14 protein-coding genes are annotated in these 15518 nt (G+C 71.2%); 6 read left to right on the forward strand and 8 right to left on the reverse strand.

What is annotated here, in order from left to right; genetic code table 11:
- Nucleotides 1-10: 10 nt before the first annotated feature.
- Complete coding sequence (locus tag ABD901_RS47440) at nucleotides 11-1342, forward strand: sigma-70 family RNA polymerase sigma factor (RefSeq protein WP_345138637.1); 1332 nt, start codon at nucleotides 11-13, stop codon at nucleotides 1340-1342.
- A gap of 113 nt (nucleotides 1343-1455) precedes the next feature.
- Here ABD901_RS47440 and ABD901_RS47445 read toward each other — a convergent pair whose 3' ends face one another.
- From ABD901_RS47445 to ABD901_RS47475, 7 genes are all read right to left on the reverse strand, one after another.
- Nucleotides 1456-2406, reverse strand: coding sequence for an aldo/keto reductase (locus ABD901_RS47445; RefSeq protein ID WP_345138641.1), 951 nt, complete (start codon nucleotides 2404-2406; stop codon nucleotides 1456-1458).
- Nucleotides 2403-3449 (reverse strand): NAD-dependent epimerase/dehydratase family protein, encoded by a 1047-nt coding sequence (locus ABD901_RS47450; RefSeq protein WP_345138644.1) that lies wholly within the window; start codon nucleotides 3447-3449, stop codon nucleotides 2403-2405. The genes ABD901_RS47445 and ABD901_RS47450 overlap by 4 nt, the downstream gene beginning before the upstream one ends.
- 14 nt (nucleotides 3450-3463) lie before the next feature.
- Nucleotides 3464-3823, reverse strand: a complete 360-nt coding sequence (locus tag ABD901_RS47455) for a tautomerase family protein (protein WP_345138647.1) — start codon at nucleotides 3821-3823, stop codon at nucleotides 3464-3466.
- 40 nt (nucleotides 3824-3863) lie between these two features.
- On the reverse strand, nucleotides 3864-4652 hold the full coding sequence (locus ABD901_RS47460; protein ID WP_345138651.1) for a carbohydrate ABC transporter permease: 789 nt from the start codon (nucleotides 4650-4652) through the stop codon (nucleotides 3864-3866).
- Nucleotides 4652-5635, reverse strand: coding sequence for a carbohydrate ABC transporter permease (locus ABD901_RS47465; RefSeq protein ID WP_345138656.1), 984 nt, complete (start codon nucleotides 5633-5635; stop codon nucleotides 4652-4654). The genes ABD901_RS47460 and ABD901_RS47465 overlap by 1 nt, the downstream gene beginning before the upstream one ends.
- Entirely contained in the window at nucleotides 5632-6999 is a 1368-nt protein-coding gene (locus tag ABD901_RS47470; protein ID WP_345138659.1) for an ABC transporter substrate-binding protein, read from the reverse strand. Before ABD901_RS47470 ends, ABD901_RS47465 begins: the two co-directional genes overlap by 4 nt.
- Before the next feature lie 179 nt (nucleotides 7000-7178).
- The gene (locus ABD901_RS47475; protein WP_345138663.1) at nucleotides 7179-8210 is read right to left on the reverse strand and encodes a LacI family DNA-binding transcriptional regulator; all 1032 of its coding nucleotides are present in this window, start codon (nucleotides 8208-8210) and stop codon (nucleotides 7179-7181) included.
- A gap of 130 nt (nucleotides 8211-8340) precedes the next feature.
- On the opposite strand from ABD901_RS47475, the gene ABD901_RS47480 reads away from it, so the two are divergent.
- The 5 genes from ABD901_RS47480 (at nucleotide 8341) to ABD901_RS47500 (ending at nucleotide 14764) form a co-directional block, all read left to right on the forward strand.
- Complete coding sequence (locus ABD901_RS47480; RefSeq protein ID WP_345138666.1) at nucleotides 8341-10671, forward strand: beta-xylosidase/alpha-l-arabinosidase; 2331 nt, start codon at nucleotides 8341-8343, stop codon at nucleotides 10669-10671.
- 31 nt (nucleotides 10672-10702) lie between these two features.
- Nucleotides 10703-11953, forward strand: coding sequence for an endo-1,4-beta-xylanase (locus ABD901_RS47485; protein WP_345138669.1), 1251 nt, complete (start codon nucleotides 10703-10705; stop codon nucleotides 11951-11953).
- 218 nt (nucleotides 11954-12171) lie between these two features.
- Entirely contained in the window at nucleotides 12172-12486 is a 315-nt protein-coding gene (locus tag ABD901_RS47490) for a bifunctional 3-phenylpropionate/cinnamic acid dioxygenase ferredoxin subunit (protein ID WP_345138673.1), read from the forward strand.
- Complete coding sequence (locus ABD901_RS47495; RefSeq protein ID WP_345138676.1) at nucleotides 12483-13631, forward strand: NAD(P)/FAD-dependent oxidoreductase; 1149 nt, start codon at nucleotides 12483-12485, stop codon at nucleotides 13629-13631. The genes ABD901_RS47490 and ABD901_RS47495 overlap by 4 nt, the downstream gene beginning before the upstream one ends.
- Entirely contained in the window at nucleotides 13628-14764 is a 1137-nt protein-coding gene (locus tag ABD901_RS47500) for an aromatic ring-hydroxylating oxygenase subunit alpha (RefSeq protein WP_345138679.1), read from the forward strand. The genes ABD901_RS47495 and ABD901_RS47500 overlap by 4 nt, the downstream gene beginning before the upstream one ends.
- Here ABD901_RS47500 and ABD901_RS47505 read toward each other — a convergent pair.
- Nucleotides 14736-15509: an IclR family transcriptional regulator gene (locus ABD901_RS47505; RefSeq protein ID WP_345138687.1), complete on the reverse strand. Its 774-nt coding sequence runs from the start codon at nucleotides 15507-15509 to the stop codon at nucleotides 14736-14738. The genes ABD901_RS47500 and ABD901_RS47505 overlap by 29 nt on opposite strands.
- Nucleotides 15510-15518 lie beyond the last annotated feature (9 nt).

Here is a 15518-nt window from a genome sequence, read left to right on the forward strand (position 1 = left end):
CCTGCCTCACTTGGCCGTGGTGGTGATGGCCTCGGCCGGTGTGCAGTCCCGGCATCAATTCGCGGACTCGCAACAGGTGACGGTGCGGGTACAGCGGATGCGGGCGCAGTTGGACGCGGCCCGGGCGATCGTGCGAGCGCTGCGGGCATCGCCGGGTTGCGCGCAGCTGGCCCAGGGTTGGGATGGTCAGCCTTCGACGTTGTGGCGTAAGCGGTTCGCCCGTCACACCCGCGAGTGCGACAGCTGCGCCGCTTCTTCGACCGATCTCGTGCCGGCCGACCGGCTGCTGATCGGGTTGGCCCTGGTCCCGCTGCCGGCAGGGCTGGTCGTGGCCGCGTTGCCACCTGGTGCCGAGGCGTTGGTCCATGCCGGTACCGGGCATTCGGGCGGTTGGTTCGCCAAGCTCGCAACCCCGCTCGCGACGAAGCCGGCCGCGGCCGCGGTGGCCACCATGTTGGTGCTCGGCGGTGGCACCGTCGCGGCATACGGTCTGGGAGCGTTCGAGGCGTCGGCTTCCAGCGCGGCGTTCACATCGTCGAGCACACCGACGGCCGCCGCCACGGGTTCCTCCTCCGCGGCACCGAGCGCCACCGCAAGCATCGCCACGTCACCGTCCCTGACGAAGGCCAGCGCCACCCCGACCAAGACAACGACGACTGCCTCCACCGGCCAGTTCCGGTTGCTCGCCCCGGCCGCCGCGTTGCCATCAGGTGCGCAGTGCGCCGCCGCGGTCCGGTCCATGGCCATCCCCGAGAACAAGGCGGTCAATGCGACCGCTAACAACACCACCGGGCACACCGTGCCAGGCGCCGGCGCCCCGCTCAACCGCGTCGACGGAAACTTCACCGGTACCACGGAGCAGATCCTGCGCTGGGCCGCCTGCAGGTGGGGCATTGACGAGGACATGGCCAAGGCACAGGCCGCCATCGAGAGCTGGTGGCGCATGGACAACAAGGGCGACTGGGGTACCGACGCCTCGCGTTGCCCGGCCAACCACGGGCTCGGGGCGGACGGCACCCCCGGAAAGTGCCCGGAAAGCTACGGGATGTTGCAGGTCCGCTACCCGTACAACCTGGCCGCGTTCCCGGATGTCGAGAAGTCCACGGCGATGAACGTGGACTACGCGTACGCCGTCTGGCGGGACTGCTACGAAGGCAAGATGACCTGGCTCAACACTGTCGAGCGCGGATCCCAGTACGCCGCCGGAGACGCCTGGGGATGCATGGGCGTCTGGTTCTCCGGGCGCTGGCACACCAGCGCCGCCGAAGGCTACATCACCCGCGTCAGGAACTACATGTCCCAACGGATATGGACGACTCTCAACTTCCAGCAGCCGAAGTAGCCGGCGTCAGGGTTGGCCCGACGATTGAGCTCAGCTGGGATGGCGCCGGACGGGCAGGACGGCGGCCTTGCCGGCGATGCCGGCTGCGCCGAGCAGGCCGATCTTGCGCACGGTCATGACGGCGGGTCCAGCCACAGCCGGGGGTCGGGCACCAGTGTCTCCAGCTCTTGCCAGACGTCGTCGGGAATCGGCAGCCGGGCGAGGTCGAGCGTCTCGCGGACGCGCTGTGGCGAGGAGACCCCGACCACCGTCGAGTCCACGAACGGCGCCCGCAGCGAGAACTGCAGTGCGGCCGCGGCCAGGGGCACCCCTGCCCGGGCGACGGCCGCACGCATGGCGCCCGCGGCAGCGGCGATCGCGTCGTCCCGCCGGCCATAGGCGTACTTCTGTTGGTGCTGCGGCCCCTTGGCCAGCATGCCACCGCCGTAGGGCGCGGCGTTAAGCACTCCTATGCCGCGCGCGTGTGCCGCCGCGAACAGCGGCTGGGCGGAGCGGTCCAGCAGGGTGTAGCGGTTGTGGCTCAGTACGACCTCGAAGACGCCGGTGTTGAGGTACCGCTGCAGCAACCCGACCGGCCCCCCGGCCACCCCGAGGTGCTCGACCAGCCCCTCCCGGCGCAGGTCGGCGAGCGCCTCCACCGGGCCGCCCGGCGCGATGGCCTCGTCGAAGCCGATCCGCTCCGGGTCGTGCAGGTGCAGGAGCTGGATGCGCTCGAGGCCGAGCCGCTCCAGGCTCTCGGCGAGCGAGGCCCGCACCCGCGCGCCGGAGAAGTCGCCGGTGCGCGGGTCGGGGTCGACCTTGGTGGCCAGGACGGCGCCGGGCGGCAGCCCGCCCCGCTTGCCCAGCGCGACGCCGATGCGCCGCTCGGCCGACCCGTCGTGGCCGTACCCGTTGGAGGTGTCGATGAAGGTGACCGGGCCGTCGAGGACGGCGTCGACGGTCGCGACGGCCCGCTCCTCGGTGACCTCGTAGCCGTACAACTGCGGCATGCTGGCCAGCGGGCTGGTCCCGATGCACAGCTCGGTGATCCGCAGCCCGGTCGCGCCCAGGACGGCCGTTCTCACGCCGCCCGCCCGGCGAAGACGTCGCGGGCCGCGTGGTAGGCGCCGACGATCCGGTCGAGGACCGCGTCGGTCTCGGGATCGGCCTTGGTGGTGTCCGGGTGGTCCCGGCGCCAGGCGACCATCCGCGTCACCGCGCGGTGGAAGGTGAGCCGCGGCGCGTAGCCGGGCACGAATGCGCGGATCTTGCCGGTGTCGAACACGGCGCTGTGCCCAATGTCGCCGAGCATCTCGCCCGACCAGAACCACTCCGGCGCGACGAGCGGGTACATCTCGGAGGCCACGTGGACGAGCCGGGGCCGCACGCCGAGGGCCTCGGCGACGATCGTGTAGATCTGGTCCCAGGTGTACACGTCGGACCCGGTGATGTTGAACGTCTCGCCGATCGCCCGCGGGTTGCCCAGCAGCCCGACCAGACCCTGCGCGAAGTCCTCGGCGTGGGTCAGCGTCCACAGCGAGGTACCGTCGCCGTGCACCGGGATCTCGTCGCCGCGGGCGAGCCGGTCCACGACCGTCCAGCCGCCCGGCAGGGGCGGGCCGGCGTCGTCGTACGTGTGCGACGGCCGGACGACCGTCAGCGGGAATCCCTCGGCGAGGTGGGCGGTCAGCAGGGCCTGCTCGGCCCGCCACTTCGCGGTCGCGTAGGCCAGGTGCGGGTTCGGGCCGGTCGGCGTCGACTCGCAGATGGGCACCTGCCACACCGGCTTGGCGTAGATCGAGCCGGAGCTGATGTGGATGTACTGCCGGGTCCGGCTCCGGAACAGCTCGACCATACGGCGGGCGTCCTCGGCGTCGTAGGACAGGAAGTTGACGACGGCGTCGAAGCTGCGCCCGCCGAGCGCGGCGGCGAGGGCGGCGCCGTCGCCGACGTCCGCGACGAGCCGCTCGGCGGCGTCAGGAATGGCGCGGCCGGCGTCGTTGCGGCCGCGGTTGAGCACCGATACCCGCATGCCGGTCTCGACCGACAGGCGAACGCAGGAGGCACTGATGGCGCCCGTGCCGCCGATGTACAGCACGCGCAGGTCGGCGGTGTCCGATGAGAGCATGAGCAGGACCCCTTCTACAGCTTCCCGGCGTACCAGTCTTCGGCGCCGTTCTCGGTCAGGCAGACGAGCAGGTCCTCGGGGCGGATGCCGAGCGGTGCGAGCTTGTCCGCGATGGCCCGAAACAGGTGGTGCTTGGTCTGCGTGTCGTACATCCGCACCGCCACGATGCGCACCACGAGCAGGCTGCGCCGGTCGACGCCGTTGTACCCGGGGTCGAACTTGAGCTCGCCGGCGTCGTGCGGCAGGAAGATCTGGAAGCGGTCGTCGGCCGGGATGCCCAGCACCTCGACCTGCGCGTCGTGGATCGCATCCCCGATCTCGGCCTGGGACGCGGTGAACACGGCGCGGTCGAGGTGGACCTGGATGAGTGGCATTGCGTGTCCCTTTCGGTATTGCGCGATGGCGCCGGCCGACCTACTTGATGGCACCTGCGGATAGCCCACGCTCGAACAGCCGCTGCAGGCTGAGGTACGCGACGACCTCGGGGATCGCGGTGATGACCGCGGAGGCGAGGATCTTCGTCTGGTCGTTGCTGAACTCGCCGACGAAGTACTGCGGAACGAGCGTGATCGTCTGCAGGTCGGCGCTCTGCAGGAAAACCAGCGGCATGAGGTAGTCGTTCCAGGCCGCGACGAGGGTGAAGATGACGACGGCCGCGGCGATCGGGCGGGTCAGCGGGATCACCAGGTGGATGAAGCCGCGCAACGAGTTGGCGCCGTCGACGCGGGCCGCCTCGAACAGCTCGTCCGGCAGGCCGTTGATGAACGTGCGGGTGAGCAGCACCGCGAAGGGCACCTGCAGCGCGGCCAGCGGCAGGACCACCGCCCAGTAGGTGTCGTAGAGCCCGAGGCGCAGGTCGGTGGCGAACAGCGGGGCGAGCAGGACGACCTCGGGCAGCGTCAGGCAAATCAGCAGCAGCCAGAAGTACACCTCGCGGAAGCGGATATGAAGCTTGGCGAAACCGAACGCGGCCATCATCGTCACCACGTAGACCAGCGCGATGACCACCACGGCGATGAGCACGCTGTTGGCGAAGAACCGCGCGAAGCCGGGCACCGCCAGCACGGCCCGGAAGTTCTCGAGGCCCTGTCCGGCGAAGGCGCCTTTGACCATGACGACGAGCGGGAACAGGAAGGGGATGACCAGGATCGTGGTCACGACCTGCAGGAGCGCGCGGCCGCGCCAGGTGCGCACCTCGAACATCAGTCGCGTGCCTTTCGTTGACGGCGTGACCGCGGCCCAGCCGGCTCGCGTCCCGCGAACTGCAGGATCAGCGCCATGATCAGGGCCATCACGAGCAGGATGATCGACAGGGCCGCGCCGTAGCCGACATGGTTGAGCGGGATCGTCTGGCGGTAGATGTACGTGCCGAGGAACTCCGTGGCGTAGTTCGGCCCGCCGATGGTGACCAGGTACGGCACGTCGAACGTCTTCAGCGCACCGATGGCGCCGAGGATCGCCAGCGCCACCGTGGTGCCGCGCATCTCCGGCCAGATGATGCTCACCAGGCTCCGCAGGTTGCCGGCGCCGTCCATCCGGGCCGCCTCGAGGACCGAGGGGTCGATCTGCGTCATCGCGGCGTAGTACAGCACGAACGTGACGCCGGTCCACTCCCAGATCGTGATGAACATGATGACCGGCAGCGCGGTGCTCGTCTGCCCGATCCAGGGCTGGGCGAGGGAGCCCAGCCCTACGTGGTCCAGGACCCAGTTCAGCTCACCGTCCGGGGCGAACATGTGCCGGAACACCGGGGCCATGATCGCCGGCGCGAGCACCACCGGGATGAAGACGATCACCTTGTACAGCGTGGCGAGGCGCAACCTCGCATGCAGCAGCGACGCAAAGGCGAGTCCGAGCGCCGTCTGGATGACGAAGGTCGCCACGTAGAACACGACCGTGTGCCGCACGGCGGCCCAGAACACCGGGTCGGCGAAGATCCGGCTGTAGTTGTTCCCGCCGACGCTGCGCGGGTCCGGGCTGACCCCGTCCCAGTCCAGCGTCGAGATGTACCCGGTGTACCCGACCGCGTAGTAGATCAGTCCCACGGTGAGCACCAGCGCCGGCAGGATCCACGGCAGGCCGGGCGGGCGGACCGGGCGGCGGCGCCGTCCGCCGCCCTGGCTCCGGGTCTGGACGGGGGATCCCGGTCGGCCGTCGTTGCGTTGCTGCTGCACGGAAGCCGTCACTTGAAGGTCTCTCCCGCCGCCTCCGCGGCCTTCTGCAGCGTGTTCGCCGCCGCCTCGGGCGTCGCCGCGCCGGTGGCCACCGAGGTCGCCGCGGCCAGGATGGCGGTCTGGACGTCGGCGCTCAGTAGCGACTCGCGCGGCTCGGTGACGCCGCCGGCCTGCGTGATGAACTGCTGGACCGCGCTCTTCTGCCGGGCCGGGTCGACGAGCGTGATGTTGTCGAAGTTCGGCTGCACCGACTTGAGGTTGGGCAGGTCGTTGAGCTGGTCGGCGACCACCTGCTGGCCCTCGGCCGAGGTCGCCATCCACTTCACGAAGGTGCGGGCGGCCGCCTTCTGCTGCGACTTGGTGGCGATGGCCAGGCCGAAGTCGGCGTCGCCGTACATCTCACTGGTGTTGCCGGCGCCGGCGACGTCGGGGAAGGCGATGGGCACGATCGGGAACGGCTGGGCGCCGCTGACCCCGGCCGCGCCGAGCGCCGCGGTCATCGCCTTGGTGGTGGCGTACTGCGTGTACCAGGTGCCCATCATGACCATCCCGTACTTGCCGGTGAGGAAGTCGTTGTTGGCATCCGGGTACTGCTGGTAGCCGACCGCCCCGGGTTGCATGATCCCGCTGGTGAACAGGTCCTTCCAGATCGTCAGCGTCTTGACGATGCCGGGGTCGTTCCACTTCGCGTCGCCGGTCGACGCCTTCGTCCACAGGCCGGGCTGCACCGAGTTGGCGATCGACTGCAGGGTGTCCTGGTCGAAGCCCTCCTGCGCGGCGCCCTGCACGAAGCAGCCCTTGCCGTTCTGCTTGAGCACGTCACACACGTGCTTCCAGTCGGCCAGCGTCTTGGGCGGGTCGAGCTTGTACTGCGCGAACAGGTTCGCGTTGATCCACAGCAGACCGGCGTACACCGACCCGACCGACATCGCGGTGAGCTTGCCGTCGGCGCTCAGGCCGCTGATGCCGATCGGCGCGACCTTCGACTTCCAGTCGCTGCCCAGCGCCTCCTCGGCGAGCGAGGTCTGGTCCTCGGCGAACGACTTGAACTGGGTGACGTAGGCGCCGGGCTGCATGTCGAACACGTCCGGCCCCTTGCCGGACGCCAGGGCCGGGCGCAGCGCGGCGACCCAGTCGGAGATGTTGACGAGCTTGTAGTTGACCTTGATGTTCGGGTACTGCCTGTTGAACGCCGCGATGTAGTGCTCGGCGGTCGCCGTGTCCGTCGGCGTCCAGCCCCACCAGTTGATGGTGCCGGAGGTGGCGCTGCTCGTGTCGGAGGAGCCGCTCGAGCCGCCGCAGGCGGTGAGGCCGGTCGCGAGCACGGCGGCGGTGATCAGGGCGGTCAGCGGCTTGGGCGGAGGCAAGAGGCGCATGTGTCCCTCTCCACTCATGGGGCGAGGCTTCGGGAAGTTTTCGCGCGCGTCAGCACGCGCCGGCGCAAGGTCGGCTGCATTGAGCGACCGATGCGGGGTGAACCTCTAGGGGTGTGGTGAGAGGTTAGGACCAACGCAAGTTGCGCGTCAAGGTTCCGCGAAGTTTCTCGAAAGTTTCTTCAGGGACGTGCCGGCGGTGCCGAGCTCTCGCGGACCACCAGGGAGGTGTCGATGTCGATCCGGCTGAACGTCAGTTCCGGCTCGTCGGCCAGCCGCATCACGAGGTGGAACGCCTGCTCGGCCATGGCCGCCAGCGGCACGCGGATGGTGGTCAGCGGCGGGCCGGCCCACCGGGCGATGCGCAGGTCGTCGTAGCCGACGACGGACAGGTCGGCCGGGATCGCGATGCCACACGAGCGGGCCGCCTCGTAGACGCCGAGCGCGTAGAGGTCGGACGAGGCGAAGATGGCGGTCGGCCGATCCGGCAGCGACAGCAGCGCCCGCCCCTCGACCAGGCCGTCGCGATGGTGGAACTCGCCCGGGCGGATCAGGTCCGGCTCGATCGGCACACCGGCCGTCTCCAGTGCGGCCCGGTAGCCGGACAACCGCGCGGTCGAGGCCAGCATGTCGGGCGGCCCGGTGATGATGCCGATCCGGCGGTGACCCAGGTCGAGCAGGTGCCGCGTGGCAAGGTATCCGCCGGTCCAGTCGGCCGAGCCGATCGAGGGCACGTCCGGCGCCGGCGCGCCGGCCGGATCGACCATGACCAGCGGGATGTTGCGCGACCGCAGCCGCTGCTTGTCCTCGGGCGGCAGCACGCACGCGACGAGGATGACGCCGAGCGGCTGCCGCTCGATGACGTCCTCGACCCAGGACGGCTCCGGCAGGTGCCGCTCGGTGGCGGCGGTGAGCACCATGCCGATCCGCCGGCGTCGGGCGACCTGCTCGATGCCGGCCAGGATCTCACTGCCGAACGGGCTGTCGATCTCGTAGACGAGGACCTCCAGCAGGGGCGCGACCGTGCGCTTGGTGGCCCGCCGGTTGTACTGGTGGTCCTGCAGCAGCGCCTCGATGCGGGCGCGGGTTTCCTCGGACACGCCGCCCCGTCCGTTGAGCACCTTCGAGACGGTCGACACCGAGACGTCCGCCATCGAGGCGACCTCGGACAACGTGGCGCGGGCCCGATTGCCCGCAGAGGGGTCGCGTGACATGCGCAGCAGCCTATCTGTGCTCGGCAGTGGGCGACCGGGGCTGTTGACCCCACCACTGCGCCATCCTATGCTCCGATTCAAGCGACACTTTCGCGTTTTTGCAAGAAACTTTCGTACGAGGATGGTCGCGTTGACGCTCTTGAATCCGCACCGGCCGCTCACCGACCGCCCCTGGCAGGACCCCGGACGCGACCCCGAGGCGCGGGTCGACGCCCTGATCGAGGCGATGACCCTGCGCGAGAAGGTGGCGCAGCTCTGCGGGCTGTGGGTCGGCACCGACCCGGACGGCCCCGGCGTCGCACCGCACCAGAGCGAGCTGGACAACGGCGTCACGTTCGACGACGCCGTCCGGCACGGGCTGGGCCAGCTCACGCGGGTGTTCGGCACCCGGCCCGTCGACGCGGACGAGGGCGCCGCTGCGCTGGCCCGCGCGCAGCGGCAGATCGTGGCCGCGAACCGGTTCGGCATCCCCGCGCTGGCGCACGAGGAGTGCCTGGCCGGCTTCACCACGTGGGGCGCCACCGCCTTCCCGGTGCCGCTGTCCTGGGGTGCGACGTTCGACCCGGCGCTGGTCGAGCAGATGGCGGCGCGCATCGGCGCCGGGATGCGCGCCGTTGGCGTGCACCAGGGCCTCGCCCCGGTGCTCGACGTGGTGCGCGACCCACGCTGGGGGCGCGTCGAGGAGACCATCGGCGAGGACCCGTACCTCGTCGGCACCATCGCCACCGCATACGTGCGCGGCCTGCAGTCGACCGGAATCGTCGCCACGCTCAAGCACTTCGCCGGCTACTCGGCGTCGAGGGCCGGGCGCAACCTTGCGCCCGTGTCGATGGGCCCGCGCGAGTTCGCCGACGTCATCCTGCCGCCGTTCGAGATGGCCGTCCTGGAGGGCGGGGCCCGCTCCGTCATGCACTCCTACGCCGAGGTCGACGGCATCCCGGCGGCGGCCAACCGCGCGCTGCTTACCGACCTGCTGCGTGACACGTGGGGCTTCACCGGCACGGTCGTGGCCGATTACTTCGGCGTCTCCTTCCTCAAGCTGCTGCACGGCGTCGCCGCCACGTTCGGCGAGGCTGCCGGGCTCGCGCTCACCGCCGGCGTCGACGTCGAGCTGCCCGGCCCGAAGGCGTACGCCGATCCGCTCGTCGCCGAGATCGAGGCCGGGAGGCTCGACGAGGCCTACGTCGACCGGGCGCTGCGCCGGGTCCTGCGCCAGAAGCTCGAGCTGGGCCTGCTCGACGCCGGCTGGTCCCCCGAGCCGCCGGCCGGACCGGTGGACCTCGATCCGGCCGCCGACCGCCTGCTCGCCCGGCGCATCGCCGAGGAGGCGGTCGTGCTGCTCAAGAACGACGGCGTGCTGCCGCTGCGCGGGCCGCGTTCGATCGCCGTCGTCGGCCCGACCGCCGACGACCCGATCACGCTGCTCGGTTGCTACTCGTTCCCGGCCCACGTCGGCGAGCACCACCCCGACCGGCCGCTGGGCGTGCAGATTCCGACCGTCCTGCACGCGCTTCGCGCTGAGTTCCCCGGCGCCGACATCTCCTACGCGCCCGGCTGCCACGTCCGCGAGACCGGCACCGACGGCTTCGCCGAAGCGCTGGAGATCGCCGCCCGGGCCGACCTCGTCATCGCCGCGCTCGGCGACCGCTCCGGCCTGTTCGGCCGGGGCACCTCTGGCGAGGGCTGCGACGCCGACTCGCTGCGGCTGCCCGGCGTGCAGGCCGAGCTGCTCGAAGCGCTGCTCGACGGCCCCACGCCGGTGCTGCTGCTCGTCGACTCCGGCCGGCCCTACGCGCTGGGCACCGCGCCTGAGCGGGCCGCCGCGATCGTGCAGGCGTTCTTTCCCGGGGAGGAGGGCGGCACGGCGATCGCCCGGGTCCTCAGCGGCGCGGTGAACCCGTCCGGGCGGTTGCCGGTCAGCGTCCCGCGAACGCCGTACGGGCAGCCGTGGACGTACCTCAGCCAGATCCTGGCCCGCGCGTCCGAGGTCTCCAGCCTCGACCCGACCCCGGTGTACCCGTTCGGCGCCGGACTGGGGTACACGACATTCGCCTGGAGCGACCTGTGGGTCGAGCGCCCCGAGGTGCCCACCGACGGCTCGGCCGGGGTGGCGCTGACGGTCACCAACACCGGCGATCGGCCCGGCGTCGAGGTTGTCCAGGTGTACCTGCACGACCCGGCCGCCTCGGTGACGCGCCCGGTCGTGCGCCTCATCGGCTACGCGCGCGTCGCGGCCGAGCCGGGCCGCTCGGTGCGCGTCCGGTTCGACGTGCCGGCCGCGGTAACCTCCTTCATCAGCGCCGACCTTACCCGGATCGTCGAGCCCGGCGACATCGAGCTGCGCATCGGCGCGTCCAGCACCGACGTCCGCGGCACCGCGCTGATCCGGCTGACCGGCCCTACGCTCGTGCTCGACCACACCCGCCCGCGCCACTGCCGGGTCACCACGGAAGTCCGCTGAGCCCACTCACGCACGGAGGTCCGCCGAGTCCATGGACTCCACGCTCATGCACCGCACCGGAGAGGTCACGCTGTCCGTCGTCACGCCCGACGGCCGGCCCACCGCCGACCGCGCCGTCACCGTCGCGCAGCAGCGCCACGCGTTCCCGTTCGGCAACATCGGCTTCGACTTCGTCTCGCTCGTCGGCGGCCCACCGCCGACCGGCGGCGAGGACGCCGAGACGTTCGGGCGGGCCGGCCGGCTCGAGCTCGACCGGGCCGGCGAGCTGTGGCTCAACCTGTTCAACACCGCGACGTTGCCGTTTTACTGGGGTGGCTACGAGCCGCGCCGCGGTGCCCCGGACACCGCGCGGCTGACCGCCACCGCCCGCTGGTTCGCCGAGCGCGGCGTCACCGTCAAGGGCCACCCCCTCGTCTGGCACACCGTGCAGCCGCCGTGGCTGCTGGGCCTGGGCCTGGACGAGGTGGAACGCCTGCTGCGGGCCCGGATCCGCGACCTCGCCGGCGGGTTCGCCGGGCTGATCGACACCTGGGACGCCATCAACGAGGCCGTCATCATGCCGGTGTTCGCCAACGGGGAGAACGCCGTCACGCCGCTGGCCCGGGCCCGCGGCCGCATCCACATGGTGCGGATGGCGTTCGAGGAGGCCCGCGCCGCCAACCCGGCGGCGACGCTCGTGCTCAACGACTTCGACCTGTCCTCGGCCTTCGAGTGCCTGATCGAGGCCGTGCTCGAGGCGGGCGTGCGCATCGACGCGATCGGCCTGCAGACGCACATGCACCAGGGGTACCGCGGCGAGGAGTACACCATCGGCGTCCTGGACCGGTTCGCCAGATACGGCCTGCCGCTGCACATGACCGAGACCACGCTGGTGTCGGGACACCTGATGCCGCCGGACATCGACGACCTCAACGACTACCGGATCCCGCAGTGGCCGAGCACCCCCGAGGGCGAATCCCGCCAGGCCGACGACGTGGTCCGCCACTACCGGACGCTGTTGGCGCACCCAGCGGTGCAGTCGGTCAACTACTGGGGCCTCACGGACGACGGCGCCTGGCTGGGCGCTCCGGCCGGCCTGGTGCGCGCCGACGGCACCCGCAAGCCGTCGTACGACGCCCTGGAGTCTCTCATCAAGGGCGAGTGGTGGCTGCCGCCGACCGGCCTGCGCACGTCCGCGGACGGCACGCTCACCATCCGCGCCTTCCTTGGCGACTACACCATCGACGGCGCCCCGTTCACCATCGCCCCAGGCCGCACTGCCCTGACCGTCACGCTCGCCTGATCACCCCGCTCGCGTGCTTCGCCCGTCGCGACCGGGCTCAGGCCGGCGGTGGCCGGCCGGTCGAGGCCTGCTCATGAGCCTCGACCAGTGCGACGCAGACGATCGCGTTCGGCAAAGACAACCTTGACACACCAGCGACACCGGTCCGATCCTGTTGCGTAACGCGCTACACGTTCTATACAGCGCAACGACGTCGCAGGCGAAGACAAGGGGTTGCCGTGCTCGCTGCCTGTTCGCTTCGTGACCTGCCGCCCGGCGCGGCCCTGCGCCTCGACCTTCCCGAGCTGAGTGCGCCGATCGCCCTCTTCCACACGGAGCGCGGCGAGGTCTACGCGATCGACGACACCTGCACCCACCAGGAGGCCTCGCTCAGCGACGGCTGGCTGGAGGGTTGCGAGGTGGAGTGCCCGGTGCACAGCTCGAAGTTCGACCTGCGCACCGGCGCGGTCGACGCGCCGCCGGCGAAGATCCCGGTGCGCACGCACAAGGTCGAGGTCCGCGACGGCACGGTCTTCGTGGACCCGGCACCATGACCCTCGGCAGTGTCGTGGTGGTGGGGGCCGGGCTCGCCGGGCTGTCCGCGGCCAGGGCACTGCGCGGCCAGGGCTTCACCGGCCGGCTCACCGTGGTGGGCGCCGAGCCGCACCGGCCCTATGACCGTCCGCCGCTGTCCAAGGAGTTTCTCACCGGTACTGCGGAAGAGCCCGACCTGGCCCTGGAACGGCCGGACGACGACCTCGGCGCGACGTGGATCCTCGGCGACCCGGCGGTGCGCCTCGATGCCGGGCGGCTTGAGCTCCACAGTGGACAGACGTTGGCCGCCGACGGGTTCGTCATCGCCACCGGCGCGTCGGCCCGGCCGTTCCCGGGCGCGGTGACCCTGCGCTCGCTGGACGACGCACGATGGCTCAGGCACCGGCTGCGCACCGCGCGAAGCCTTCTCGTCGTCGGCGCCGGGTTCATCGGCGCGGAGGTCGCCTCGGCCGCCCGGACGCTCGGCCTCGACGTGACCGTGGTCGAGGCGGCCCCGGCCCCGCTGGCCGGGCCGCTCGGCGCCGAGATGGGCGCCGTGGTCGCCGGCCTGCACGCGGCGCACGGCGTGCGCATGATCTGCGGCGTCGGCGTCGACCGCGTGGACGACGGCGGCGCGCACCTGGCCGACGGCCGGGTCCTGCCCGCCGACGTGGTCGTCGCCGGGATCGGCGCCCGGCCCGAGACCGGCTGGCTGGCCGGGTCCGACCTCACGGGGCTGGGGCTCACCGACCGGGGGGACGGCATCGAGTGCGGCCCGGACGGCGGCACCGGAGTGCCGGGCGTGGTCGCGGTCGGGGACTGCGCCGCCTGGTTCGAGCCGCGCCTCGGCCGGCACCTGCGCGTCGAGCACTGGACCGCGGCGGGCGAGCGGGCCGCGATCGCCGCCCGGACCCTGCTCGGGCTGGCTCCGAAGCCGGCGCGGCTGCCGTACTTCTGGTCCGACCAGTACGGGCTGCGCATCCAGTTCGCCGGGCACACCGTCGACGGCGACGAGGTGACCGTCGAGGAGGGCGCGCCGCAGCAGCACCGGTTCCTGGCCGTGTACCGGCGCGACGGCGCCGCGGTCGCCGCGCTCGCGGTCGACATGGTGGGGCCGTTCTCCCGCTGGCGGCGACAGTTGGAAACGAAGGGGAGTTCGACATGACGTTGTCCCTGCCGCAGAGCCTCATCGCGACCCTGCCCGGCGCGAGCTACACCGACCCCGGGCAGTTCGCCCTCGAACAGCAGCGCATCTTCGAGACGATGTGGTTCTGCGCGGCCCGGGCGGACGACCTCGCCGCGCCGGGCGCGTTTCGCACCGTGCCGGTCGGGCGGGAGAGCGTGCTGCTCAGCCGCGCGCGCGACGGCTCGATCAAGGCGTTTCTCAACGTGTGCCGGCACCGGGGGGCCCGGCTGTGCACCGAGGAGTCCGGCAACACCGGGCGGGCGTTTCGCTGCTCGTACCATGCCTGGACCTATGACCTCGACGGCCGGCTCATCGCGGCACCCAACCTGGTGAAGATGCCCGACGTCGACCGCCGCGAGTTCGGCCTCATCGCCGTGCACACCCGCATCTGGCTCGGGTACGTCTGGGTCTGCCTCGCCGACGAGCCGCCCTCGTTCGAGGCGGACGTCGTCGGCGCGGCGACATTGCGGCTGGGCGACGCCGAGGCGATCGAGCACTACGGCATCGACCGGCTTCAGGTCGGCCACCGGGTGGTGTACGACGTGGCCGCGAACTGGAAGCTCATCGTCGAGAACTTCATGGAGTGCTACCACTGCGCGACGATCCACCCCGAACTGGTCGAGGTGCTGCCGGAGTTCGCCGGCGGTTACGCGGCCCAGTCGTTCGTCGGGCACGGCGCCGAGTTCGGTGAGCAGATCCAGGGATTCACCGTCGACGGGTCGCCCGGTGTCGAGCGCATCCCGACCATCACCGAGGACCAGGACCGGCGGTACTTTGCGATCACCGTCCGGCCCCAGGTCTTCATCAACCTGGTGCCCGATCACGTGATCCTGCACCGGATGTACCCGCTGGCGGTCGACCGGACCGTCGTGGAGTGCGACTGGCTGTTCATACCCTCGGTGATGGCCGGCGACCAGGACATCCGGCGCTCGGTCGAGCTGTTCGAGCGGGTCAACGAGCAGGACTTCGCCGCGTGCGAGCGGTGCCAGCCGGCGATGTCGTCGCGGGCGTACGCCAAGGGCGGCGTGCTGGTGCCCAGCGAGCACCACATCGGCGAGTTCCACCGGTGGGTCGAGACGAAGGTCAGCGGTAGAAACCCAGCCGATGGCTGATCTCGTCGGACCCGGCGACGAGCGCCGGCGCCAGCTGCTCCATCCGGTCCGGGGTGAGCCGGAACGCCGGACCGGAGACACTCACCGCGGCGATGACCTCGCCGTGGTGCGAGCGGATCGGCGCGGCGATCGCGTTGAGCCCTTCTTCGTACTCCTCGACCGTGGTGGCGTAGCCCTGCCGGACGGCGGCGGCCAGCTGCCGGTCCAGCTCGGCCTCGCCGGTGACGGTGTTCGGGGTGAACCGCGCCTGGCCGGCCTTCGCCAGCAGGTCCGCGCGCCGCGCCGGGTCGAGGTGGGCAAGCAGCACCTTGCCGCTGGAGGTGGCGTGCAACGGGGTGAGCGTACCGACCCAATTCTGCGCGGTGATCGCGAACGCTCCCGGCACCTGGTCGATGTTCACCGCATACAGCGCCCGGGCCACCGCCAGGTTCACCGTCTCACCGCTGTCGCGGGCCAGCCGCTCGCAGACCGGCCGAGCGGTCCGCGTCAGGTCCATCCGGGCTGTGACCGCGCCGGCCAGCCGGACGATGCCGAAGCCCAGCCGGTACCGGCCGCGGGCCTGATCCTGCTCTACCAGCCCGCGGTCCTCCAGGGCGCTCAGCAGCCTGAACGCGGTGGACTTGTGTACCGACAGTTCGGCAGCCACGTCGGTCACCCGCGCCTCGCCGGTCCGCGCGAGGATCTCCAGCACGGTGATGGCTCGATCGACGGACTGTACCCCTGAGTCCGTGGGGCTGTTGCTCATGACGCAACT

The sequence above is a fragment of the Dactylosporangium darangshiense genome (assembly GCF_039537565.1).
GTDB lineage: Bacteria > Actinomycetota > Actinomycetes > Mycobacteriales > Micromonosporaceae > Dactylosporangium > Dactylosporangium darangshiense.

Bases quoted from the DNA above. Each gene is read 5' to 3' on its own strand.
- ABD901_RS47450 (WP_345138644.1), bottom strand. From the start codon at position 3,449: ATGCTCTCATCGGACACCGCCGACCTGCGCGTGCTGTACATCGGCGGC.
- ABD901_RS47455 (WP_345138647.1), bottom strand. From the start codon at position 3,823: ATGCCACTCATCCAGGTCCACCTCGACCGCGCCGTGTTCACCGCGTCC.
- ABD901_RS47460 (WP_345138651.1), bottom strand. From the start codon at position 4,652: ATGTTCGAGGTGCGCACCTGGCGCGGCCGCGCGCTCCTGCAGGTCGTG.
- ABD901_RS47470 (WP_345138659.1), bottom strand. From the start codon at position 6,999: ATGCGCCTCTTGCCTCCGCCCAAGCCGCTGACCGCCCTGATCACCGCC.
- ABD901_RS47475 (WP_345138663.1), bottom strand. From the start codon at position 8,210: ATGTCACGCGACCCCTCTGCGGGCAATCGGGCCCGCGCCACGTTGTCC.
- ABD901_RS47485 (WP_345138669.1), top strand. From the start codon at position 10,703: ATGGACTCCACGCTCATGCACCGCACCGGAGAGGTCACGCTGTCCGTC.
- ABD901_RS47495 (WP_345138676.1), top strand. From the start codon at position 12,483: ATGACCCTCGGCAGTGTCGTGGTGGTGGGGGCCGGGCTCGCCGGGCTG.
- ABD901_RS47500 (WP_345138679.1), top strand. From the start codon at position 13,628: ATGACGTTGTCCCTGCCGCAGAGCCTCATCGCGACCCTGCCCGGCGCG.
- ABD901_RS47505 (WP_345138687.1), bottom strand. From the start codon at position 15,509: ATGAGCAACAGCCCCACGGACTCAGGGGTACAGTCCGTCGATCGAGCC.